The organism is Cellulomonas sp. Root485, from assembly GCF_001426705.1.
Taxonomy (GTDB): Bacteria; Actinomycetota; Actinomycetes; order Actinomycetales; family Cellulomonadaceae; genus Cellulomonas.
In genome coordinates, this window is record NZ_LMFC01000003.1 from 590,155 (window position 1) to 609,760 (window position 19,606).

General features: G+C 71.2%; 23 protein-coding genes. 9 read left to right on the forward strand and 14 right to left on the reverse strand.

Annotated features, from left to right (window positions below; genetic code table 11):
* Positions 1-117: 117 nt before the first annotated feature.
* The 4 genes from ASD16_RS16590 to ASD16_RS16605 form a co-directional block, all read right to left on the reverse strand.
* On the reverse strand, positions 118-759 hold the full coding sequence (locus ASD16_RS16590) for a GNAT family N-acetyltransferase (protein WP_055920652.1): 642 nt from the start codon (positions 757-759) through the stop codon (positions 118-120).
* A 90-nt stretch (positions 760-849) separates the two neighbouring features.
* Positions 850-2,112, reverse strand: a complete 1,263-nt coding sequence (locus ASD16_RS16595; protein ID WP_055919954.1) for an MFS transporter — start codon at positions 2,110-2,112, stop codon at positions 850-852.
* Positions 2,113-2,125: 13 nt separating this feature from the next.
* Positions 2,126-3,382: an RNA polymerase sigma factor gene (locus ASD16_RS16600; RefSeq protein ID WP_055919956.1), complete on the reverse strand. Its 1,257-nt coding sequence runs from the start codon at positions 3,380-3,382 to the stop codon at positions 2,126-2,128.
* The gene (locus tag ASD16_RS16605) at positions 3,382-3,813 is read right to left on the reverse strand and encodes a YciI family protein (RefSeq protein ID WP_055919958.1); all 432 of its coding nucleotides are present in this window, start codon (positions 3,811-3,813) and stop codon (positions 3,382-3,384) included. Before ASD16_RS16605 ends, ASD16_RS16600 begins: the two co-directional genes overlap by 1 nt.
* A gap of 161 nt (positions 3,814-3,974) precedes the next feature.
* On the opposite strand from ASD16_RS16605, the gene ASD16_RS16610 reads away from it, so the two are divergent.
* Genes ASD16_RS16610 through ASD16_RS16620 form a run of 3 tightly spaced genes read left to right on the forward strand, consistent with a single transcriptional unit; the run spans position 3,975 to position 5,428 of the window.
* Positions 3,975-4,343, forward strand: a complete 369-nt coding sequence (locus ASD16_RS16610; protein ID WP_055919961.1) for a NucA/NucB deoxyribonuclease domain-containing protein — start codon at positions 3,975-3,977, stop codon at positions 4,341-4,343.
* A gap of 2 nt (positions 4,344-4,345) precedes the next feature.
* A complete protein-coding gene (locus ASD16_RS16615) occupies positions 4,346-4,942 on the forward strand; it encodes an SMI1/KNR4 family protein (RefSeq protein WP_157453979.1) in 597 nt (198 codons plus the stop codon).
* 60 nt (positions 4,943-5,002) lie between these two features.
* The gene (locus tag ASD16_RS16620; RefSeq protein ID WP_157453980.1) at positions 5,003-5,428 is read left to right on the forward strand and encodes a hypothetical protein; all 426 of its coding nucleotides are present in this window, start codon (positions 5,003-5,005) and stop codon (positions 5,426-5,428) included.
* A 55-nt stretch (positions 5,429-5,483) separates the two neighbouring features.
* On the opposite strand, the gene ASD16_RS16625 is transcribed toward ASD16_RS16620, so the two are convergent.
* On the reverse strand, positions 5,484-7,367 hold the full coding sequence (locus ASD16_RS16625; protein WP_055919969.1) for a hypothetical protein: 1,884 nt from the start codon (positions 7,365-7,367) through the stop codon (positions 5,484-5,486).
* 278 nt (positions 7,368-7,645) lie between these two features.
* Complete coding sequence (locus ASD16_RS16630) at positions 7,646-8,167, reverse strand: hypothetical protein (RefSeq protein ID WP_055919972.1); 522 nt, start codon at positions 8,165-8,167, stop codon at positions 7,646-7,648.
* 116 nt (positions 8,168-8,283) lie between these two features.
* Here ASD16_RS16630 and ASD16_RS16635 point away from each other — a divergent pair, with 116 nt between their 5' ends.
* Complete coding sequence (locus tag ASD16_RS16635) at positions 8,284-8,694, forward strand: DUF6855 family protein (protein ID WP_055919975.1); 411 nt, start codon at positions 8,284-8,286, stop codon at positions 8,692-8,694.
* A gap of 113 nt (positions 8,695-8,807) precedes the next feature.
* Complete coding sequence (locus ASD16_RS16640; protein ID WP_055919978.1) at positions 8,808-9,368, forward strand: hypothetical protein; 561 nt, start codon at positions 8,808-8,810, stop codon at positions 9,366-9,368.
* Here ASD16_RS16640 and ASD16_RS16645 read toward each other — a convergent pair.
* Positions 9,353-10,711, reverse strand: a complete 1,359-nt coding sequence (locus ASD16_RS16645) for a WYL domain-containing protein (protein ID WP_082570918.1) — start codon at positions 10,709-10,711, stop codon at positions 9,353-9,355. The genes ASD16_RS16640 and ASD16_RS16645 overlap by 16 nt on opposite strands.
* Positions 10,712-10,772: 61 nt before the next feature.
* Between ASD16_RS16645 and ASD16_RS16650 the strand changes: the two genes are divergently transcribed.
* Complete coding sequence (locus tag ASD16_RS16650) at positions 10,773-11,183, forward strand: VOC family protein (RefSeq protein WP_055919981.1); 411 nt, start codon at positions 10,773-10,775, stop codon at positions 11,181-11,183.
* Here ASD16_RS16650 and ASD16_RS16655 read toward each other — a convergent pair.
* The 6 genes from ASD16_RS16655 to ASD16_RS16680 form a co-directional block, all read right to left on the reverse strand.
* Positions 11,170-12,324, reverse strand: coding sequence for an epoxide hydrolase family protein (locus tag ASD16_RS16655; protein WP_055919984.1), 1,155 nt, complete (start codon positions 12,322-12,324; stop codon positions 11,170-11,172). The genes ASD16_RS16650 and ASD16_RS16655 overlap by 14 nt on opposite strands.
* Positions 12,325-12,334: 10 nt before the next feature.
* Positions 12,335-13,069 carry a DNA alkylation repair protein gene (locus ASD16_RS16660; RefSeq protein ID WP_055919987.1) on the reverse strand — a complete coding sequence of 245 codons (735 nt, stop codon included), beginning with the start codon at positions 13,067-13,069 and terminating at the stop codon, positions 12,335-12,337.
* Complete coding sequence (locus tag ASD16_RS16665; RefSeq protein WP_055919990.1) at positions 13,066-13,887, reverse strand: putative protein N(5)-glutamine methyltransferase; 822 nt, start codon at positions 13,885-13,887, stop codon at positions 13,066-13,068. The genes ASD16_RS16660 and ASD16_RS16665 overlap by 4 nt, the downstream gene beginning before the upstream one ends.
* A gap of 10 nt (positions 13,888-13,897) precedes the next feature.
* The gene (locus tag ASD16_RS16670) at positions 13,898-14,287 is read right to left on the reverse strand and encodes a PPOX class F420-dependent oxidoreductase (protein WP_055919993.1); all 390 of its coding nucleotides are present in this window, start codon (positions 14,285-14,287) and stop codon (positions 13,898-13,900) included.
* 70 nt (positions 14,288-14,357) lie between these two features.
* The gene (locus tag ASD16_RS16675) at positions 14,358-14,777 is read right to left on the reverse strand and encodes a DUF5684 domain-containing protein (RefSeq protein WP_055919996.1); all 420 of its coding nucleotides are present in this window, start codon (positions 14,775-14,777) and stop codon (positions 14,358-14,360) included.
* Between the two features lie 132 nt (positions 14,778-14,909).
* Positions 14,910-15,311, reverse strand: coding sequence for a hypothetical protein (locus ASD16_RS16680; protein ID WP_055919999.1), 402 nt, complete (start codon positions 15,309-15,311; stop codon positions 14,910-14,912).
* 145 nt (positions 15,312-15,456) lie between these two features.
* Between ASD16_RS16680 and ASD16_RS16685 the strand changes: the two genes are divergently transcribed.
* Genes ASD16_RS16685 through ASD16_RS16695 form a run of 3 tightly spaced genes read left to right on the forward strand, consistent with a single transcriptional unit; the run spans position 15,457 to position 18,595 of the window.
* On the forward strand, positions 15,457-16,917 hold the full coding sequence (locus tag ASD16_RS16685) for an amino acid permease (RefSeq protein WP_055920002.1): 1,461 nt from the start codon (positions 15,457-15,459) through the stop codon (positions 16,915-16,917).
* The gene (locus ASD16_RS16690) at positions 16,914-17,822 is read left to right on the forward strand and encodes a universal stress protein (protein WP_055920005.1); all 909 of its coding nucleotides are present in this window, start codon (positions 16,914-16,916) and stop codon (positions 17,820-17,822) included. The genes ASD16_RS16685 and ASD16_RS16690 overlap by 4 nt, the downstream gene beginning before the upstream one ends.
* Entirely contained in the window at positions 17,819-18,595 is a 777-nt protein-coding gene (locus tag ASD16_RS16695) for an arylamine N-acetyltransferase (protein WP_055920008.1), read from the forward strand. Before ASD16_RS16690 ends, ASD16_RS16695 begins: the two co-directional genes overlap by 4 nt.
* On the opposite strand, the gene ASD16_RS16700 is transcribed toward ASD16_RS16695, so the two are convergent.
* Positions 18,592-19,578 carry a diacylglycerol kinase family protein gene (locus ASD16_RS16700; RefSeq protein WP_055920011.1) on the reverse strand — a complete coding sequence of 329 codons (987 nt, stop codon included), beginning with the start codon at positions 19,576-19,578 and terminating at the stop codon, positions 18,592-18,594. The genes ASD16_RS16695 and ASD16_RS16700 overlap by 4 nt on opposite strands.
* Between the last annotated feature and the right edge of the window lie 28 nt (positions 19,579-19,606).

Below are 19,606 nucleotides of genomic sequence, written 5' to 3' on the forward strand. Positions count from 1 at the left end.
CAACAACGTCCGCAGAAAAGAGCGTTGGAACCCGTCCGAGCGCGGACGTCCCGAATCGTCACGCAGGACGTCCGCGCTACGTCGCGCTGGGACCCTTCGGAGCGCGGACGTTGTGCGTCAGGTCAGGCGGTTGACCAGGGCGGCGCGGACGACGAACCACTCCGCGGCGACGATCGAGAAGTACGCCGTGTCGCGCAGGCCGCCGTCCGTCGCGACGGTGTGCACGCGGCGGACGCCCTCGAACCGGCCGCCGATCCGCTCGATCGCCCGTCGGGACGCCGCATTGCGCGCATCCGTCTTCAGCGTCACGCGCAGGGACCGCCACGTCTCGAACGCGTGGGTCAGCAGGAGCAGCTTGGTCTCGGTGTTGATCGCGGTCCGCTGCGCCGACGCGGCGTACCAGGTGCTGCCGATCTCGGCGACGGACGGCGGGTTCTCGTCGCTGGGCGCTCCGCCGTACCCGATGCCGGGCGGCCAGGGCGACGGGTTCTGGAACACCTCGAGGTCGAGGAACCGGGTGCTGCCGACGAGGGTGTCGTCGGCGAGGAGTCGGACCGCGAACGGGATCGACCGCCCGCCGGACGCGTGCTCCAGGGCCGCCTGGACGTAGGCCCGGGTCTCGTCGGGACCGTCGGGCACCCACGTGTACCCGTAGCTGCCGCGCTCCTCCGCGGCGGCCGCCGCGAGGCCGTCGACGTGCGTCAGGGCGAGCGGCTCCAGCCGGACGTGACGACCGGTGAGGGTGATCGGCGCGAGCATGGCGTCATCCTGCCCGACGTCGCGGACGCACGCCGAGCGGTCCGGAGGCCGCCATCGCCGGGACGCGACGACCGCCCACACACCTGCCGATCAGACCGTGGCGTGCTCGTTCGCGGCGTGCATCGCGCGCCGGCCGCCGGGCACCGCCAGCGCGAGCGCCACGACGAGGAGCAGCGCGACACCGGCCCAGATGAGCAGCGACTCCACGCTGAAGGTGTCCGCGAGCGGCCCGAACACCGCCATGCCGAACGGCATCGACAGCGCCATCACGATCCCGACGAACCCGAACACCCGCCCCTGCATCTCCGGCTCCACGGTCTCCTGGAGCACGGTGAACGACGGCGTCGAGAAGGTCGGGACCGAGAGACCGAGCAGGAACATGAACGCGAAGAACACCCAGAGGTTGGTGGACAGGCCGAGGCCGATCGAGATGACGCCGAACACCACCGTGGAGATCAGGATCATCCGCACGCGGTTCCAGGTTCCGGCCCACGCCGCGACGGCCGCACCGCCGAGGACCATGCCGATGCTGAACGCGAGCTCGTTGACGGTGAGCTTCCACACCTCCTCGCCGAACGTCCGCACGATCATCAGCGGCGTCAGGAACGAGGGAGCGACGATGAGCACGAACACGACCGCGTAGAGCACGAGGATCCAGCGCACGAACGCGTGGGTGGCGATGTACCGCACGCCGCCGACGAGGTCGTCGAAGTAGCCGAGGTCTTTCGACTCCTCGGAGCGGACCAGCCGCGGCACGGTGACCAGCAGCAGCAGGCCGATGCCGATGACCGCGGTGACGACGTCGATGTAGAACACCGCCACGATCGACATGCTGGCGTAGACCGCGGCGGCGGCCGCCGGGGCGACGAGCATCATGGCCGACTGGATGGTGCCGTTGATGCCGTTCACGCGCATGAGCTTGTCCGCGGGGACGATCTGCGGCAGGAGGGCCGCGACGGCGGGCATCTGGATCCCGGCGCCGGCCGAGCGGATCGCGATGGCGACGAAGATCAGCCACAGGTCGGTGGCACCGGCTGCCATGAACATCGCGAGCGCCAGGGTGACGACCGCGATGGCGGCGTCGGCGCCGATGATCAGCTTCTTGCGGTCCAGCCGGTCCGCCCAGACGCCACCGAAGATCGAGATGACGGCCTGCGGCAGGAACCCGAACACCGCGTACAGGGCCATGACCCCGCCGGACTTGGTCTCCAGGGTCAGGTGCCACATCACGGCGTACTGCACGAGCATCGACCCGAACAGCGAGACCGTCTGCCCCGACAGGAAGATGGTCACGTCGCGACGCCAGCCCGGTCGCGCCTCGACGGCAGAGGGCGTCTGCGTGTCCTCGGTCATGCCGCTCATCGTGTCAGTCGCCTCCGACATCGAGCACGGGAGATTCCGCGACGGCCGCCGACCGGGCCATCAGCAGGTTCCGCTCCCGCTGGGTCGGGGCCAGGGCCGCAGCGCGCTCCAGCTCCTCGGCGGCCTCGTCGGTCCGCCCGAGCCGGGCCAGCACGTCCGCCCGCACCGCGCCGAGCAGGTGGTACCGGGCGAGCCGCGGGTCGTGGCGGATCGCGTCGAGCGCCACGAGCGCAGCCTGCGGCCCGTCCGCGTGCAGGACCGCCACGGCGCGGTTGAGCTCGACGACGGGCGACGGGGTCAGCTGCGTGAGCGCGTCGTAGAGGGCCGTGATCGCCTCCCAGTCGGTGTCCTCGAACGTCCGGGCCCGGCTGTGGCACGCCGCGATCGCCGCCTGCACGGTGTACGGACCGAGCGGCTTGCCCAGCGTCGTGGCACGGTCCAGCTCCGCGAGCCCATGCTCGATCAGGGTGTGGTCCCAGAACCGGCGGTCCTGGTCCTGGAGCAGCACTCCGTCGCCACGGGCGTCGAACCGGGACGCCTGCAGCTCCATCAGCGCGACCAGCCCGTGCACCTCCGGCTCGCGCGGCAGGAGGGCGGCGAGCACCCGGCCCAGCCGCATCGCCTCGTCGGCGAGGTCCCGACGGATCCACGTCGCACCGCTCGTCGCGGCGTGCCCCTCGGTGAAGATCACGTAGAGCACCTCGAGCACCGAGCCCACGCGCGCGGGCATCTCGTCGGCCTGGGGCACCTCGAAGGGGACGTGCGCCTCGGCGAGCGTCCGCTTGGCGCGCGAGACCCGCTGCCCGATGGTCGGCGACGGCACCAGGTAGGCGCGCGCGATCTCCTCGGTGGTCAGCCCGCCGAACAGGCGGAGGGTCAGTGCGATCCGTGACTCGCGCGGCAGCACCGGGTGGCAGGTGAGGAACACCAGCGACAGGAGGTCGTCGCCGATGGGCTCGTCGACGATCCGGTCGGCCGGCCCCTCGTCGGCGATCCCCGCCGCCAGCACCGCGTACTTGGCGTCCCGGTTCTGCTCCCGCCGGATCAGGTCGATCGCCCGGTGCCGTGCCGTGACCAGGAGCCAGGCACCTGGCTTGTCCGGGACGCCCGTGACGGGCCACTGCTCCAGCGCGGTGACGAACGCGTCCTGCGCCAGCTCCTCGGCCAGCCCGACGTCCCGGACCAGGCGGGTCAGCGAGGCGATGAGGCGCGGCGACTCGATCCGCCAGATGACCTCGACCGTCCGCCGCGCGTCCGCCATCAGCCGTGCTGCTCCTTGACCCGGTCCACCAGCGCCTGCTCCTTCGCGAGGATCTCCGGCGACACCACCTGGGCGAAGTCCTCCATCTCGAAGAACGGCCGGATCTCCAGCTCCGAGCGCAGCTCGGGGGTCGACGGGCAGCGCTTGGCCCACTCGACGGCCTCGTCCAGCGAGCTCACCTGCCAGATCCAGTAGCCCGCGATGATCTCCTTCGACTCCGTGAACGGGCCGTCGACGACCGAGACCTCCCCGCTGGTGTCCCAGACGACCTTCGCGCCGTTGCTGCTGGACTTCAGGCCTTCGCCGGCGAGCATGATCCCCGCGTTCACCAGCTGCTCGTTGTAGACGTTCATCTCGGCGAACATCTCGTCGGTGGGGGCGACCTTGTCCTCGTCGGCGCCGTCGCCCTTGATCATGACCAGGACCTTCATGGTGATCTCCTTCGTGTGGGTGCCGCTTCGACGCTAGTGCCGGTGGCGGGCCTTCACCTGGTCGTCGAACGGCGATCGCGTTCTTCGACACGGGGAGACGACGAACCTCGTGGGGGTGTTGACCGGACTTGCTGGGCCACCCGGGTGAACGTCCGGGACCGATGCATGGTGACACCCGTGAAAGTCCTAGGTTCTCGCGGTGCATCCGGTACCTGAGGTCCCCCACCCTCGTTGCCTACAGGGAGCCATGCATCGGCAAGACAATCGGCCAGCACTGCGATGAGTACCCATTCTTCACGTCCGTCGAGGGAGGAACGTCTTCGTTCACGACCTACGGATCCCAAGTGCTCAAGCCAATCTCCGGCGCCGACAACACCGCAGAGGGCGTCGCGCTGAACGCGATGTACGCCACGGCGGCGTGCGGGATGCAGCCCGCGACGGGCAATCCGGGATCGGGTGGTACGAAGTACCTGACCATTCCGCTGGTGAGCGTCCCTGTCGCGACGTTCTTCGTGTGCCCGAGACTATGAGCATGCAGTCCACCGCACTGCCCCCCCTGCTCACCACACTCGATGCGGCGCTCGACGCGACCGGCGCCCCATTCCTGGAACTCGCCAACACAGGCATCACCGAAATGCAGATCGCCGCCACCCTCGAGGCGGCCGGCCTCGGACCCGCGCCGATCGAACTGTACGAATGGTTCCAATGGCACAACGGCTCCCGGGAAGTTCCCGGACGCTGGGGTGCCGAGATGGTCGGCCCCGGTTTCTGGACGCTCTTCTCACTCGAAGACTCCCTCGCCGACCGGGCCCGTTGGATGGAGACCTGGCCCCCCGGCAGCGAGATGCCCTGGGATCCGTCGTGGCTTCCCATCGCTGGCGGCGGTCAACAGAACCGGCTCGCGATCCTCCTCAGGACCTCGACCACCGATCACGCACATGTCGGTTTCTGGGCCATGGGCAACGGTCAAGACGTTGACGCAATGCAGACAGCTGAGCGGTCTCTTGCAGATGTCGTCACGACCTGGCTCCGCGCCCTTCGCGAGCGATACGTCTGGTGGGACGAGACCCACCAGGCATGGGACATGGACGGGACCGCGACCCGTCCAGAGTTCCGCCTCTACTCCTAGGCGGCCGGGCTGCCGCTGGATCACCTAGTCCGGTAAAGGGGTTGGTGGGACGCTGGTCCCGTGAGGATGTTCACGCGTCGGCGCAGGGTCACCGCGGACGTCGGCGACGGCTTCGTCGCGGGCGAGGCGGCCGCGCTGCAGACCGGCCTGTCGGCGGCGCTGACCGGCACCGAGCGCGGCTCGTCGGCGCCCGTGCGGGTCGACCTCACGTTCGAGACCGAGGGGGGCGAGCACGTCGTGCTCGTGTGCCGCAACCACACCGTCGGCTTCGTGCCGCCGTCGCACGAGGAGGACGTGCGCGCGCAGCTCGCCGCCGCCGGCCGGGCGCACCTCACGACGTCGGGACAGGTGTACCGGGATCTGCACGGGTGGCGGCTCTGGGTCGGGCCACCCCGCGCGGGCGGGTTCCCGGCCCCCGAGCCCGGCGCCGACACCCTCGCCCCGCCGCAGCGCCGAATCTTCGGGCTCGCCCTGCCGGACGACTGAGGGCCCGACCGCACTCTGTTCGCGCAGTCGGGCCCCCCTCCGTACCACTCTCAGGTCACGGCACCGGCCACTCCAGCACGGTGCTCGGACCAGCGAAGGTCGGCGTGACCGGGTCGCCCGTGTCGTTCACGACGTGGTCGATGGTGCCCGCCGCGTTCAGCGAGACCGTCAGCACGTTGTGCAGCTTCACGCCCGGTGTGACCGGCACCTCGTACGCCCGGGTGGCGTGCAGGGTCGGGTTCACGTTGGTGTAGATGTACGCGCCCATGCCCCAGCCCTCGTGCACCTTGACCTTGTCGCCCACCTTGTAGGCGGCCCAGCCGTTCACGCCGTCGTGCTGCCAGGACGCCTGGTCGGGCGCGTCGTACGGCAGCTCGTTCTGGAACATGATTGTCCTGCCGCGTTCGCCGTTCCAGATGACGTTGTACTTCTGGTAGTGCTCGGCGAACAGGCCCGTCGCGGTGACGTCGTTGCCGTTGACCAGCACGCCGGTCTCCGCCGTGTTCACGTCCCAGCCGACGCCGGTGCCGTGGTCGGCCCGCCACGCCCAGGTGTGGTCGACGATCGTCTGGTTGGTGTTGACCACCAGGCTCTGGGTGGCCTTGCCGACGGCCTCGCCGCCGATGCGGAAGAACACGTCCTGCACCGCCGTCGGGTTGTTCGCGCTGCTCAGGAGCGGCTTCTTGTGCTTGCCGTCGAGCGTCGAGAGCTTGGTGCCGAGCTGCAGGAGCGCCGGGGAGTTCTTGGTGCCGGCGTCGAACATGATCCCGGCGATGTCGATGCCGGGGACGTCGAGCGTCTGCATGGCCACGACCCCGTTGTCCGGGATGATCGTCGCCAGCCCGAGCCCGAGCACCACCTGGTTGGGCCACAGCACGTTGAGCGTCCTGTTCACGTGGTAGACGCCCGGGGTGAGCAGGACGTTCTTGCCGAGCGCCAGCGCGGAGTTGATCTTCGCGGCGCTGTCGCCGGGCTTGGCGACGAAGAACTTGCTGATCGGGAGCGACTTGCCGGGCGTGCTGCCCGTCGCCCACGTGGCGCCGGCGGAGTCCTTCTGCGCCGACGGCACGAACACGTTGTACTTCCCCGCGTCGTCGAGGTAGAGGTACGGCTTCTCCTTGGAGACCGGCGTCGTGTCGAGGGTCGTGTACTTGGGCTCGCCGACCACGGGACTGAAGTTGGTGGCGGGAGCACCCTGCACGCCCGCGAACACCTGGTTCCAGACGCTGTTGCTCCAGCCGGCGACCGAGCCGTTGCGGACCAGGAACTGCTGCTGGCTGCCGCTGACGACGAAGGGCAGCGTCGAGTCGGCGATGAAGCCGCCCGACGCGTACTGCGGGCCGGCCGTGCAGTAGTCCATGAGGCTGACGTTGGCGCCCGTCACGTTCACGCGGCGCATGGGGGCGGCCTGCGAGACGGCCCAGAAGTTGGCGGAGCTGCGGCACCCGTCGGCGTCGCCGGCCGCGTACTGGATGGTCAGGTTGGACAGCGAGCGCCAGAAGTTGACCAGCGCGATGCAGTTCGCGGGCGCACCCTCGGGCACCGGGAGGCACTGGTTGTAGACCTCGATCGCGCCGTTGATGACCACGTCGCCCGGGTCCTGCCCCAGGCCGGCGACCTCGGTGAAGTAGCCGACCTCGAACCGCAGCGGCTGCTCGGGCGTGCCGTACGTGCCGGGCTTGAACAGCAGCGCGTACCGGCCCTCGCCGAAGTGCGCGGGCACCTGCTGCGTCGCGATGGCGTCGACCGTCGCCTGGATCTCCTCGATCGGCTGGCTGGGGTCGAACACGATCGTGTTGGGGCCGAGGTCGACCGGCGCTGCCGCCTGCGCGGCGGGGGCCGCGACCAGGGGGACGAGCGCGACGGCGAGCGCGGTGGCGAGCACGGTCGCCGTCCGCCTGCGACGGGGATGTGCTGGGCTCTGCCTACCAAGGTGCATGGGGGGACCTCTCTGCGCACAGGGCACGTCGCAAGACGGTTCCCCGCACGCGGGAGGCACCGCCGTTGGCGCCGCGACCGGACATTTGTTGCCGGCCAGGACAAAAGGTACCGGGTTGGTGTCACGTGTCAATACTGACAAGGCAGTCAGTATTTTCCCGGCTTTCCGACGCACCCGCCCTCGCTCGGACGTGCGCCCCGACGGGCCTGTCGACAGCGGCGGGCCGGGTCAGGCGCCGGACGCGAGCCGGGCGTCCCGCGCCGGGACGTCGGTGCCGGTCAGGCGCCCGATGCGGCCAGCCGGGCGATCCACGCGGGCGTCGTGCGGGCCCGGCCACGATCGGCCACCACGCGCAGCCTCGCGGCGGAGACCTCCGCGCGCGTCACCTCCACCACCGGCCGCGCGTCGGACGGTCGGACGAACGACTCGTCGTCGGCGGGCACGAAGACCACGTCGTCGGCGACCCCGCGCTCCTGCACCGCGGCCAGGGCGTCGAACGACAGCCCGGCGAGGAACGCGGCGTCGTCCGGGCCGGCCAGCGGCGACGACGCCAGCAGCGCCAGAGCCTCGAACCCGACAGCCCGCTTGCTCTCCTCGGGCTCGAGGACCAGGTCGGCCGCCCACTGCACCCGTGCCCACCACTGCGCCTGGGAGTCGGCCACCCAGCGCTGCCGCACGGTCTGGATCCCGACGACCAGCGCTCCGATCGCCGCGAGCGCCGCAACGAGCGGCCCGATGGTCGCGACGATCACGAGCCAGGGCTCGTCGGACGCAGCGACGTCCAGCACGGTGGTGATCACGGCGTGGGCACTCCTCCGGTCGGGGTCCGTCGACGACGCTGGCGAGCGTATCGGGAGGAACCGACCACGGAGGGTCGATAGTGGATCCCACAGACCCCGCTACGAGGGAGGCTCCGATGACCGGCGCCGGGACGAAGGACGACCCCTGGCAGCTCACGACCGCGCCGGGCTCGTCCGCGTACACGATGTACCGCGACGAGTCCGCGGACCCTCCCGCCCTCGTGTGCCAGGTGGGATCGACGACGCTGAAGTACCACCTCAGCGCGGTCGACGACCTGCACGCCTGGCTCCTCGCGCAGGGCGACTGGGTGCCGCTCGGTGCCGCGGACGAGCTGAAGCCGGCCGCCGCCGGGTCGGTGGAGGCGTGGGGTCGCGACGAGGCCAACCCCGTCGGCGGCTGGTACGGGCTGCGCAAGGGCTACCGCGGCCGGTTCGGGATGTACCTGCCGCCGCTGCTCGAGGCCCTCGGTCTGGTCGAGCTCACCCACGACGCCCGCAACAACCGGGTCCGCGCCCTCCCGCGCTGAGCGACGGCCCGCCGGGTCTCGGCTCCGGGAGGCTGTGGAGCCGCTGAGAGATCAGCGCGCGCACCCCGGCACCGCCCGTAGCGTGAGACGTCCCGACGACGGCAGGGGCAGCCATGGGCATCGCATCGAGCTGGGGCGTGACGACCGCCGAGCAGGACCGGACCTACCCGTGCGACACGCTGCTGCCAGCGCCTGCCGATCGGCTGCTGCGCGGTGTGGACGTCGCCGCCCCCGCCGACGTCGTCTACCGGTGGGTCTGCCAGTTCCGCGCCGCGCCGTACAGCTACGACTGGATCGACAACCTGGGCCGGCGCAGCCCTCGGCGGCCGCTGCCGTGGTGCTGGGACCTGGAGGTCGGGCAGACGTTCTCGCGGATCTTCCGGCTCGAGTCGTTCGTCGTCGGCGAGCACCTGACTTTCCGCATGATCCCCAGGCCCAGCACCCGGGTGTTCGGCGACATCGTGGTCACGTACGCGGTGGTCCCGGTCGGGCCCGAGCGCGCCAGGCTCCTGGCGGTCATCCGCGGCGCGGCACCGACGAGCCGGGCGGCGGCGCTGCGCAACTGGCTGCTCGCGTGGGGTGACCTGCTGATGATGCGCAAGCAGCTCCTGACCTTCGCGACGCTCGCCGCGACCGAGCACGCCGAGCGGTCGCGCACTCAGTCGAGCGTGTAGTCGAACCGCATCCGGTGCGTCCCGTCCGCGTCGACCACGAGCGCGCCGCTGCCGACGATCCCGGCGAGTGCCCCGGTCCCGCTCGACGGCACGATCAGGAAGTGCTCGTCCGACCGGTCGGTGCCGCTCGTCGAGGCGGCGTGCACGAAGTTGAAGGTGCCCGAGCGCCCGTCGAGGCTGCCCTCGAACGACTCCAGGGCGACATAGGTGCCGACGCCGCGCTCGGGGTCGAACGCCGACGTGAACAGCGTGGTCGACCGGCCCTCGACCGCGCCGGCGTACTGCTTCTCCATCGTGGCGACGCCGACGCCGAGCGCGGTGACGACCGGCCGCTCCTCCGTGATCGGCACCCCGGTGAACCCGCTGACGGTGAACGTTCCCTCGGTGATCATGCGCGGCACGCTAGCGCTCGCCACCGACACCAGCTCGGCCCCCAGCACGGCCAGCTCGTCCCGGACCGCCGCAGGCTCCAGCACCTGCACCGCGGCCCCGAACCCGGCGAGCTTCTCGGCGACCGACCGCGCGGTGTGCGATGCGACCTCCAGCCGCACGCGACCGTCGCCGTCGGAGCCCAGGACCGTGACGTGCCGCCCGAACTGGTCCCGGACGACGCGCACGAGGAACGGCGTGGTCGTCACGGCGGCCGTCACGCGCGAGCGCCGCTGCTCGACCTCGTCGACCACCGACTCCCAGATCCCGGCGACGTCCAGGTCGTCGGGCCGGGGCGCCGGGCTGTCCAGCACCGTCAGGCCGACGATCCGGTCGAGCCGGAACGTCCGGCGTCCGGCGGGCGTGCCGGCGACGAGGTACCAGAGGTCGCCCTTGTCGACGAGCGCCCACGGGTCGACGGTCCGCTCGGACTCGCCGCCGCGCCCGCTGTACGTCAGCGCCACCTGCCGCCGACGGACGACCGCACCCTGCAGCTGCTCGACCCACGGCTGCCGCGCCCGGGCGGCAGACCCCCAGCCGACGGGGTCCACCACCACCGCACGCCCGGCGGCCTCGGCCTCCGCGCGGAACGTCGCCGGGAGCGCGCGGACGAGCTTGCGCAGGGCGGAGGTCGCGTCGGCGGACCGGTCGGACGACGACCCGACCAGCAGGAACAGGGCCTGGGCCTCGGAGGCGGTCAGCCCGGTCAGGTCGGTGCGGGCGCCGCCGACGAGCGACCAGCCGCCGCCGCGTCCCGGCTGCGGGTACACGGGGATGCCCGCCGTGGACAGCGCCTCGAGGTCACGACGGGCTGTCGCGACGGAGACCTCGAGCTCGTCGGCCACCTCGGCGGCAGTCACCCGCCCGCGCGCCTGCATCAGCAGGAGGGTGGCCACCAACCGGTCTGCGCGCATGTCGTCAGGATCGCAAACAAAGTGCTCAGAAGGTGAGCACTTAGACGGGGAGAGTGGAGACATGACAGATACGACAAGCACCTACAGCGGCTTTCGGGGTCTCGCCAACGTCTCCTTCTTCGCCGACGACCTCGACGCCGCCCGCACCTGGTACACCGAGGTCTTCGGCGTCGAGCCGTACTTCGTCCGCGAGGGGTACGTCGAGTTCCGGATCGGCGACCACCTCGACGAGCTCGGGATCATCGACCGCCGCTACGTCCCGGACGGTGGCGGACCCAGCGGCGCCGTCGTGTCGTGGCACGTCGACGACCTCGCCGGCACGTTCGACCGCCTGATCGCCCTGGGCGCGACCGAGCACGAGGGTGTCCGCGAGCGCGGTGGCGGCTTCATCACCGCGTCGGTGGTCGACCCGTTCGGCAACCTCCTGGGCATCATGACCAACCCGCACTGGCTGGAGATCACGAACGCCTGACCGCCCGGAAGAACTCCCGCACGTCGTCGACCAGCAGCTCCGGCTCCTCGAGGGCCGCGAAGTGACCGCCCCGGTCCTCGACGTCGGTCCACCGGACGATCGTGTGGTCCCGCTCGGCGTACCGACGGATCCCGACATCGTGCGCGAACACGATGACGGCCGTCGGTACGCCGCTCGGCGGGGCCTTCTCGCCCCACGCGGTGTCCTGCGCGTAACCGACGTACGCGGCCGACGCGGAGGTGTCGGTCAGCCAGTAGAGCATCACGTCGGTGAGCAACCGGTCGATGCCGAGGATGTCCTCGGGCGGCGTCTCAGCGGGGAACGTCCAGGCGCGGAGCTTGTCGACGATCCACGCCAGCTGTCCGACCGGGGAGTCCGCGAGCGCGGCGCCGATCGTCGCCGGCCGGGTGCCCTGGATGGAGATGTAGCCGAACTCGGCCTGCATGAACTCACCGATGCGCCGCAGCCGGTCCCGTTCGAGGTCGGTCAGCGAGCCGAGCTCGTCGGCACCGAGCTCGTGGAACGGCATGCCGATGTTCCCGTTGAGGTGGACGCCGACCACGGCGTCGGGCGCGACGCGGGCGACCTCCGGCGAGACGGCCGCGCCGATGTCACCGCCCTGCACGCCGTAGCGGTCGTACCCGAGCCGGCTCATCAGCTCGGCCCAGACGCGACCGATGTGGGCCGGGCCCCAGCCGCTCTCGTGCACCGGCCCCGAGAACCCGAACCCGGGCAGCGACGGGATCACGACGTGGAACGCGTCGGCGGCGGACCCGCCGTGCGCGACGGGGTCGGTCAGGGGTCCGACGAGGTCGAGGAACTCGATGTACGACCCCGGCCACCCGTGCGTGAGGACGAGCGGGAGTGCGTCGGGCTCCGCCGAGCGGACGTGCACGAAGTGGATCCGCTGCCCGTCGATCTCGGTCACGAACTGCGGGAACGCGTTGAGGGCGGCCTCCTGCGCACGCCAGTCGTACGAGTCGCGCCAGTACGTGACCAGGTGGGCCAGGTAGGACGTGGGCACGCCGGTGGACCAGTCGTCTCCGGGCAGGGGCGCGCTCAGGTGCGTCCGGTGCAGGCGCTCGCTCAGGTCGTCGAGCTGCGCCTGGGGGATGTCGATGGCGAACGGTTCGATGCTCATACGGACAACGCTAGGAGCGTGAGCGGACAGTTCCTGTCCTCTTCTTGGCGCCCATGTAGTGCGCGCGAACCTCGGGGGAGAGCCTCTCCAGCGAGTACCGCAACGCGGTCCGCGGCATCGTCGCCGCATGGTCGTCGAGGAACGCCAGCAGCCGAGCCTCGTCCTGCTTGCCGGCCTCGCGCAGCATCCACCCGACCGCCTTGTGCATCAGGTCGTGCGGGTCGCGCTCCAGCAGCGCGGCCAGGGCGAACGTGTCGTCCAGGGACCCGGCGCGGGTCAGCCGGAAGGTCGCGACGATCGCGATCCGGCGCTCCCACATCACGTCCGACGCGGCGAGCCGGTAGAGGATCTCGTCCGGCAGCCCGGCGAGCACCGCGCGACCGAGGACGTCCGGTGCGCTCAGGTCCACCAGGTCCCAGTTGTTCACGCGGTCGGTCCGCCGCAGGTAGAGGTCGAGCAGCTCCCGACGGCGCTCCGGTGACGTCCTCGCAGCCGCGCACTGCAACGCCATGATCTTCAGCGCGGCCAGCCGCACCTCGTGCCGCTCGTCCTCGAGCAGCTCCTCCAGGTCTGCGACGGACAGGCCGAGGTCCTGCTTGGCGACCGCCGTCACCTGCGGCACCGTCAGCCCGAGGAACACGTCACCCTCGCCGTACTGCCCCGGGCCGGTCTGGAAGAACTGCGCCATCCCGGCCGCCCGCTCCGGGTCGGCGAGCGCGACGAGCCGCTCGACGACGTCACTCATCGGACGCTCGTCCCAGCACGGGTCCCATCGTCTCGCCCGGAGCCTGCGGTCGTCGACCAGGTCCCGACGACCACCGTCGCGCCGGCATCCTCGTCCACGACGACCCGCGCCGCGAGCCCCCCCGCCGTGAACGCCTCCATCGCCGCGTTCGCCTGCGCCTCGCTCGTCTCCACCAGCAGGTGCCCGCCCGGCGCCAGCCACCGCGGCGCCACGGCGGCGACCCGGCGCAGCACGTCGAGCCCGTCGGCGCCGCCATCCAGCGTCACCCGCGGCTCGTGGTCGCGCGCCTCGGGCGGCATCATCGCGATGTCGTCGGTCGGCACGTACGGCACATTGGCGACGAGCAGGTCGACGCGGCCTCGGAGCGACGCGGGCAGCGGCTCGTCGAGATTCCCCTCGAACACCTGACCGCCGACGGTCGCCACGTTCCGCCGCGCACAGCGGACGGCCGCGGGCTCGACGTCGGCGGCGTAGAGCTCGACCGGGAGCAGGTGCGCCAGCGCGACGCCCAACGCCCCGGAGCCGCAGCACAGGTCGAGCACCACCACGGGCCCGTCGGCCAGCCGCGCCGCCTCCCGCACCAGCACCTCGGTCCGCCGCCGCGGCACGAACACCCCCGGGTCGATCTCGATCCGCAGCCCGCAGAACTCCGCCCAGCCGACGATCACCTCGAGCGGCTCCCCGGCGACCCGCCGCTCGACCATCCGCACGAGGTCGTCGCCCGCGGCAGCGTCGAGCAGCAGCGCCGCCTCGTCCTCGGCGAACACGCAGCCGGCCGCACGCAGCGTCGCGGTGATCTGAGCGTGGGTGGCGGGCACGGCGGGAAGGCTACGCCCCGGTGATGCGCAGGATCACCCGGTTGTCGTCGCCCTTGCGGCCCAGCTTCTCGATGCCCATCATCACGCGGTACTCCAGGCCGTACTTCTCCAGCATGATCGCGTTGCACCGCTCGCGCGCGGCGGCGTCGTCGAGGACCTCCCCGACTCCCGGCACGACCACCGCGTCGTCGTCGACGTTCCCCAGGCGGCTGCTCGGCGACAGCTCGACGCGCGGATCCCGGCGCAGTCGCTTGACCTTGCCGCTGCCCCTCGGGGTCGTCACGAGCAGCGCGTCGCCGTCGCGGCCCACCCACACGGTCGTCGGGACACCGACGCCGGACTTCCGGAACGTGGTCAGGGAGATGAAGCCCTCGTCGGCCAGGGAATCGATCGTCGTCATCGGGCGATGGTCACCCATGCACGAGACGGCCGCACCCCGTGGGGGTACGGCCGTCTCGGGGAGTGCTGGGTCAGGCGGTGGCGTAGCCGCCGATGCGCTCGCCGCCCGTGGCGCCCTGGTAGGGCTTGGAGTCGTAGCCGAGGATGTACAGGAAGATGATGCTGAGGAAGATCAGGCCGACGGTGAAGCCGGCGCCGTGGCCGAACGAGGTCGACAGACCGTGGTAGACGAGGACCAGGATCACGATGTTCACGATCGGGATCAGGAGCAGGACGATCCACCAGATCGGCTTGCCCGAGATCTTGATCAGGACGATGGTGTTCCAGATCGGGACGAAGGCCTGCCAGATGGGCTCGTCCGCCTTCTTGAAGACGCCCACCAGGGCGAATGCGACGAGCAGGTAGCCGATGAGGCCACCGACGAGGGCGCCTGCGCCGCCGCCCGCAGCAGCGGTCGTGTTGGCCACCTCGGTGGCGAGAGTTGTGATCATGGGCGGAGAGTAGCGAGAAACGTCGTCCGCCGTGACCGGTTTGGCCGCACGTCTCACCGTGTCTTTCTGGGAGCCACCTGTGCGGCTGAGCGGCCGCCGCGGGTGCGTGCCCCGCAGCGGCCCGAGGTCGACTCAGAAGTAGCCGTTGACGTTCGCGGTGCTGGTGCTGAAACCAGGACCGGAGACCTTGGCGAAGATCTCGTCGCGGCCCTCCCAGTCCTCGTTGAGCGTGCCGTGCCAGACCAGCGCGTACAGGGCGAACTCCCCGCCGATCACCTGACCGCTGCGGGACACGCCCAGGTCGTCGTTGAACACGGGGTCGTCGCCGATCAGCCGCATGCCGACGGTCCCGCTGCTGGCGTTGATGTGTCCCGAGACCACTACGTCGTAGTAGCCCGGGTGCTCCCCCGAGGGAGTGATGTAGAGCGTCGCGTACTGCGCTGCGGCCGAGGCCGGCACCGCCCCACCGACGACCCCTGCGGCGACCAGCGCCACGCTCGCCCCGGTGGCGAGCAGCTTCCTGCGTGTGTTCATGATGTGCCCCCTGCGTGTCTCCCGACCGCGACGTGCGATCGATGGGAAGGAGGAGACCCGGGTAGCGGCAGGAGATACGGATTGCCGCGTGTTCGCCCGGCTCCTACGGTGGCTGACGACACACGCCCTCCAGAGAGGCCCGCCCATGACGGTCCCGCAGGCGTCCCTGAGGGCACAGCTGTGGCGCAAGAAGCCGATCACCGCCATGACGGTGCGGTCGAGCGAAGGCCTCGAACGGTCCATCGGGACGTTCTCGCTGATGATGTTCGGCGTCGGGGCGACGGTCGGCACGGGAGTCTTCTTCGTCATGCACGAGGCGGTCCCGGACGCCGGACCCGCCGTGATCGTCTCGTTCGTGCTGGCCGGGCTCGCAGCGGGCCTGTCCGCGCTGTCCTACGCCGAGATGGCGTCCACGGTGCCCGTCTCCGGGTCGACGTACTCGTACGCCTACGCGACGCTCGGCGAGGTGGTCGCGATGGGTGTCGCGGCCTGCCTGCTGCTGGAGTACGGCGTCTCGACGGCGGCCGTCTCGGTCGGCTGGAGCGGCTACCTGAACCAGCTGCTGCACAACCTGTTCGGCTGGCAGATCCCGACCGCGCTGTCGGCCGCCCCCTGGGACGCCGAGCCGGGCCTCATCAACCTGCCGGCGCTGATCCTGGTCGCGATGTGCGCGCTCCTGCTGATCCGGGGTGCGTCCGAGTCCGCCAAGGTCAACGCGACGATGGTCGTCATCAAGCTCGCGGTCCTGCTGATGTTCGTCGCGGTCGCGTTCACCGGCTTCCAGGCCGACAACTTCGCGGACTTCGCCCCCCGGGGCGTCGCGGGCATCACGGCCGCCGCCGGGACGATCTTCTTCACGTTCATCGGCCTCGACGCCATCTCGACGGCCGGCGACGAGGTGCGAGACCCGCAGCGGACGATGCCGCGCGCCATCCTCGGCGCCCTGGCGATCGTCACCACGATCTACGTCCTCGTCGCCGTCTCCGCCCTGGGCACGCAGCCGTGGGAGGAGTTCGCCGACCCCGAGCAGGGTGAGGCCGGCCTCGCCAAGATCCTGCAGGACGTGGTCGGGGCGTCGTGGCCGGGCACCATCCTGTCGGCCGGCGCCGTCATCTCGATCTTCTCGGTGACCCTCGTGACGATGTACGGGCAGACGCGCATCCTCTTCGCTATCGGTCGCGACGGGCTCCTGCCGCGGGCGTTCGCGCGCGTCAACCCGCGCACCCACACGCCCGTGAACAACACGGTCATCGTCGCGGTCGTCGTCGGCCTGCTCGCCGCGTTCATCCCGCTCGACTACCTGTGGGACCTGGTGTCCATCGGCACCCTGATCGCCTTCATCGTCGTCTCGGTCGGCGTCATCATCCTGCGCCGCACCCGCCCCGACCTGCCCCGCGGGTTCAAGGTCCCCGGCTACCCGGTCACCCCGGTGCTCGCGGTGCTCGCCTGCATCTACATCCTGTCCGGCCTGCACTGGTACACGTACGCGTGGTTCCTGCTGTGGCTCGCCGTCGTGCTCGGCTTCTACTTCCTGTGGGGGCGCAAGCACTCCCTGCTGCAGCGCGCCGTCCAGGCCGACCTGATCCACGACGAGGACCGGCGATGACGATCGTCGTCGGGGCCAACCCGTTCGGCGACCTCCGCGGCGCGATCGACCTCGGCATCACCCTGGCCCGCACGCTCCCCGAGACCACCGGCGCGAACGTCCTGGTCGTCGCGACGGTCATCCCGCCCGGCTGGACCGTGCCGTCCATGGCGCGCGTCGACGGCGAGATGCAGGGGTGGATCGAGGCGCGCGCCGAGGAGGCGAAGACCGCGGTGCGCGAGCTCCTCGCGGGCCGCGCGGACGACCTGACCGTCGAGCTCGTCCGCCTCACGGACCGGTCGACACCCCGCGCCCTGGCCACCCTCGCCCAGCAGCGGGACGCCACCGCCCTGGTGCTCGGCTCGTCGCCGGACGGGCCCGAGGGCCGTGTCGTCGTGGGCTCGACCGCCGACTACCTGCTGCACTCCTCCCCGGTCCCGCTGGCCATCGCCCCCCGGGCGTACCGGTGCGCGCCGAGCACCACCGACGTGGCCGCGCACCGGCTGACCTGCTCGTTCAGCGGGTCCGGGGTCGCCACGTCGGCCGTGCGCTGGGCAGCTCGGCTCACGCGCGAGATCGACGTGCAGCTGCGGGTCGCGTCGTTCGGGGTCCGCTCCGCGACGATGTACCCGCCGGAGATCGGCACCGACATCGAGTCCGAGGTCACCGCGCAGTGGCGCGAGCAGATGGCGGAGGCGCAGGCCGCTCTGCGTCCGGAGCTGGACGAGGACACCGAGCTCGTCGTCGCGTCCGGGACCAGCTGGAGCGAGGCGCTGAGCTCCGTCGACTGGATGCCCAACGAGCTGCTCGTCCTCGGGTCCTCCAGCGCGGGTACGCTCCAGCGCGTGTTCCTGGGCACCAGCGCGACGAAGATCATCCGGCACTCGCCCGTGCCCGTCCTCGTCGTGCCGCGCGACGAGCTGTGACGGACCCGTGGGGCGTCGACCGCCTCGACCTGGACGCGTACCTGGCCAGGATCGACGCCGCCCCGGGTGACGCGCTCGCCGCGATCCACCGGGCCCACCTCGCCGCGATCCCGTTCGAGAACCTCGACGTGCAGCTCGGCGTCGGGGTCAGCGTCGACCTCCCGGACGTCCAGGCCAAGCTCGTCGACTCCCACCGCGGCGGCTACTGCTACGAGCACGGCATCCTGCTCGGTGCCGCGCTCGAACGGCTCGGCCACACCGTCGAGCGGCGCCTGGCCCGCATCGGCGACCCCGCGGTGCTCGCCCGTCCGCGCTCGCACCTGGTGCTGGTGGTCGACGGCCGCTGGCTCGCGGACACCGGCTTCGGCTCCGGGCTCCTCGAACCCGTCCCGCTCGTCGACGGGTTCGTCTCGCACCAGGGCGCCTGGACGTTCCGGACCGTCCGGCTCGGCGACGGCTCCTGGCAGCTGCACGAGCTGCACGACGGTGCCTGGCAGACCCACTACACGATCCCGCCCGAGACCACCTACCTGGTCGACGTCGAGGTCGCCAACTTCGCGACGTCGCACCGGCCGACGTCCCGGTTCGTGCTGCAGGTCGTGGTGATCCGCAAGGACGACGAACGGGTGCGCGCCCTGATCGGGCGTCGGTTCACCGTCGAGACCTCCGACGGCAAGGTCGAGGACCGCACGATCGGCGACGACGAGCTGGGTGACGTGCTCCGCGACCTCGGGCTGTCCCTGAGCGCCGACCAGGTGACGGCGCTGGGTTAGTCCTGCTCGGTGGAGCCCTCGGCCAGGTCCTCCGACGTGTCCGGCTGGTAGACGCACACCCAGAGGGCATCGGGACGGACCGTGACGTCGAGCGTCGCCGACTCCTCGATGACGTCACCGTCGAGCTGGCGCGGCTGCGGCCGGTCGCTGGTCACGGTGATCCGCGACCCGCGCAGCACCTCCATGTTGGGCACCTTGTTGCGGCCGGGGCGCAGCACGTGGAACGCGGTCTGGATCCAGTGCCCGAGGTTCCGGGGCGCGAGGACGGCGACGTCCATCTGGCCGTTGTCCGGCTCCGCGTCGGGCAGCAGGTTGACGCCGCCCTGGAGGCGTCCGACGTTGCCGACGATGACCGTCCGGGCGCGCCGCCGCAGGACCGGGTAGTCGTCGACCTGCACCTCGACCTTCATCTCCGCGTCGTTGAGGTGCTTGAGCGCCGAGAACACGTACGCGACCGGGCCGAGCACCGCCTTGAGCTTGGTGGGGGCGTCGTCGACCATCGCCGCGTCCAGGCCCATGCCGGCCATGACGGCGAACGTCTTGCCCTCGACCTCACCCAGGTCCACCACGCGCCGGCCGCGGTCCAGCGCCAGCTGCACGCCCTCGATCGTGTCGGTGGGGACGCCCAGGTTGGTCGCCAGCAGGTTGCCGGTGCCGCCCGGCAGGATCGCGAGCGCCGTCTCGGTGCCCGCCAGCCCGTCGATGCACGCGCGCACGGTGCCGTCGCCGCCGGCCACGAACACGACCGCCGCACCGTCCTCGACCGCCTGCTCGGCCTGCCCGGTGCCCGGGTCCTCGGCCGTCGTCTCCAGCCACGCCGGCTCCGGCCAGCCCGCCTCGGCCAGCTGCTCCGTGATGCCCGCGCGGAGCTCGTCGAGACCCTCCACCCGGTTCGGGTTGACGATGACCGCCGTCCGCAGCGGACCGCCCCCGTCGCGCTGCTCGGCGGCGGGCTGGGTGGTCGCGTCCTGGGGGGTCGTCACGGTGGCGAGTATGTCCCGGGGCACCCCG

Excerpts from the sequence above, each read along its gene's own strand:
- ASD16_RS16590 (WP_055920652.1), bottom strand. The coding sequence starts at position 759 with ATGCTCGCGCCGATCACCCTCACCGGTCGTCACGTCCGGCTGGAGCCG.
- ASD16_RS16595 (WP_055919954.1), bottom strand. The coding sequence starts at position 2,112 with ATGACCGAGGACACGCAGACGCCCTCTGCCGTCGAGGCGCGACCGGGC.
- ASD16_RS16600 (WP_055919956.1), bottom strand. The coding sequence starts at position 3,382 with ATGGCGGACGCGCGGCGGACGGTCGAGGTCATCTGGCGGATCGAGTCG.
- ASD16_RS16605 (WP_055919958.1), bottom strand. The coding sequence starts at position 3,813 with ATGAAGGTCCTGGTCATGATCAAGGGCGACGGCGCCGACGAGGACAAG.
- ASD16_RS16610 (WP_055919961.1), top strand. The coding sequence starts at position 3,975 with ATGCATGGTGACACCCGTGAAAGTCCTAGGTTCTCGCGGTGCATCCGG.
- ASD16_RS16615 (WP_157453979.1), top strand. The coding sequence starts at position 4,346 with ATGCAGTCCACCGCACTGCCCCCCCTGCTCACCACACTCGATGCGGCG.
- ASD16_RS16625 (WP_055919969.1), bottom strand. The coding sequence starts at position 7,367 with ATGCACCTTGGTAGGCAGAGCCCAGCACATCCCCGTCGCAGGCGGACG.
- ASD16_RS16635 (WP_055919975.1), top strand. The coding sequence starts at position 8,284 with ATGACCGGCGCCGGGACGAAGGACGACCCCTGGCAGCTCACGACCGCG.
- ASD16_RS16640 (WP_055919978.1), top strand. The coding sequence starts at position 8,808 with ATGGGCATCGCATCGAGCTGGGGCGTGACGACCGCCGAGCAGGACCGG.
- ASD16_RS16645 (WP_082570918.1), bottom strand. The coding sequence starts at position 10,711 with ATGCGCGCAGACCGGTTGGTGGCCACCCTCCTGCTGATGCAGGCGCGC.
- ASD16_RS16650 (WP_055919981.1), top strand. The coding sequence starts at position 10,773 with ATGACAGATACGACAAGCACCTACAGCGGCTTTCGGGGTCTCGCCAAC.
- ASD16_RS16655 (WP_055919984.1), bottom strand. The coding sequence starts at position 12,324 with ATGAGCATCGAACCGTTCGCCATCGACATCCCCCAGGCGCAGCTCGAC.
- ASD16_RS16660 (WP_055919987.1), bottom strand. The coding sequence starts at position 13,069 with ATGAGTGACGTCGTCGAGCGGCTCGTCGCGCTCGCCGACCCGGAGCGG.
- ASD16_RS16670 (WP_055919993.1), bottom strand. The coding sequence starts at position 14,287 with ATGACGACGATCGATTCCCTGGCCGACGAGGGCTTCATCTCCCTGACC.
- ASD16_RS16675 (WP_055919996.1), bottom strand. The coding sequence starts at position 14,777 with ATGATCACAACTCTCGCCACCGAGGTGGCCAACACGACCGCTGCTGCG.
- ASD16_RS16680 (WP_055919999.1), bottom strand. The coding sequence starts at position 15,311 with ATGAACACACGCAGGAAGCTGCTCGCCACCGGGGCGAGCGTGGCGCTG.
- ASD16_RS16685 (WP_055920002.1), top strand. The coding sequence starts at position 15,457 with ATGACGGTCCCGCAGGCGTCCCTGAGGGCACAGCTGTGGCGCAAGAAG.
- ASD16_RS16690 (WP_055920005.1), top strand. The coding sequence starts at position 16,914 with ATGACGATCGTCGTCGGGGCCAACCCGTTCGGCGACCTCCGCGGCGCG.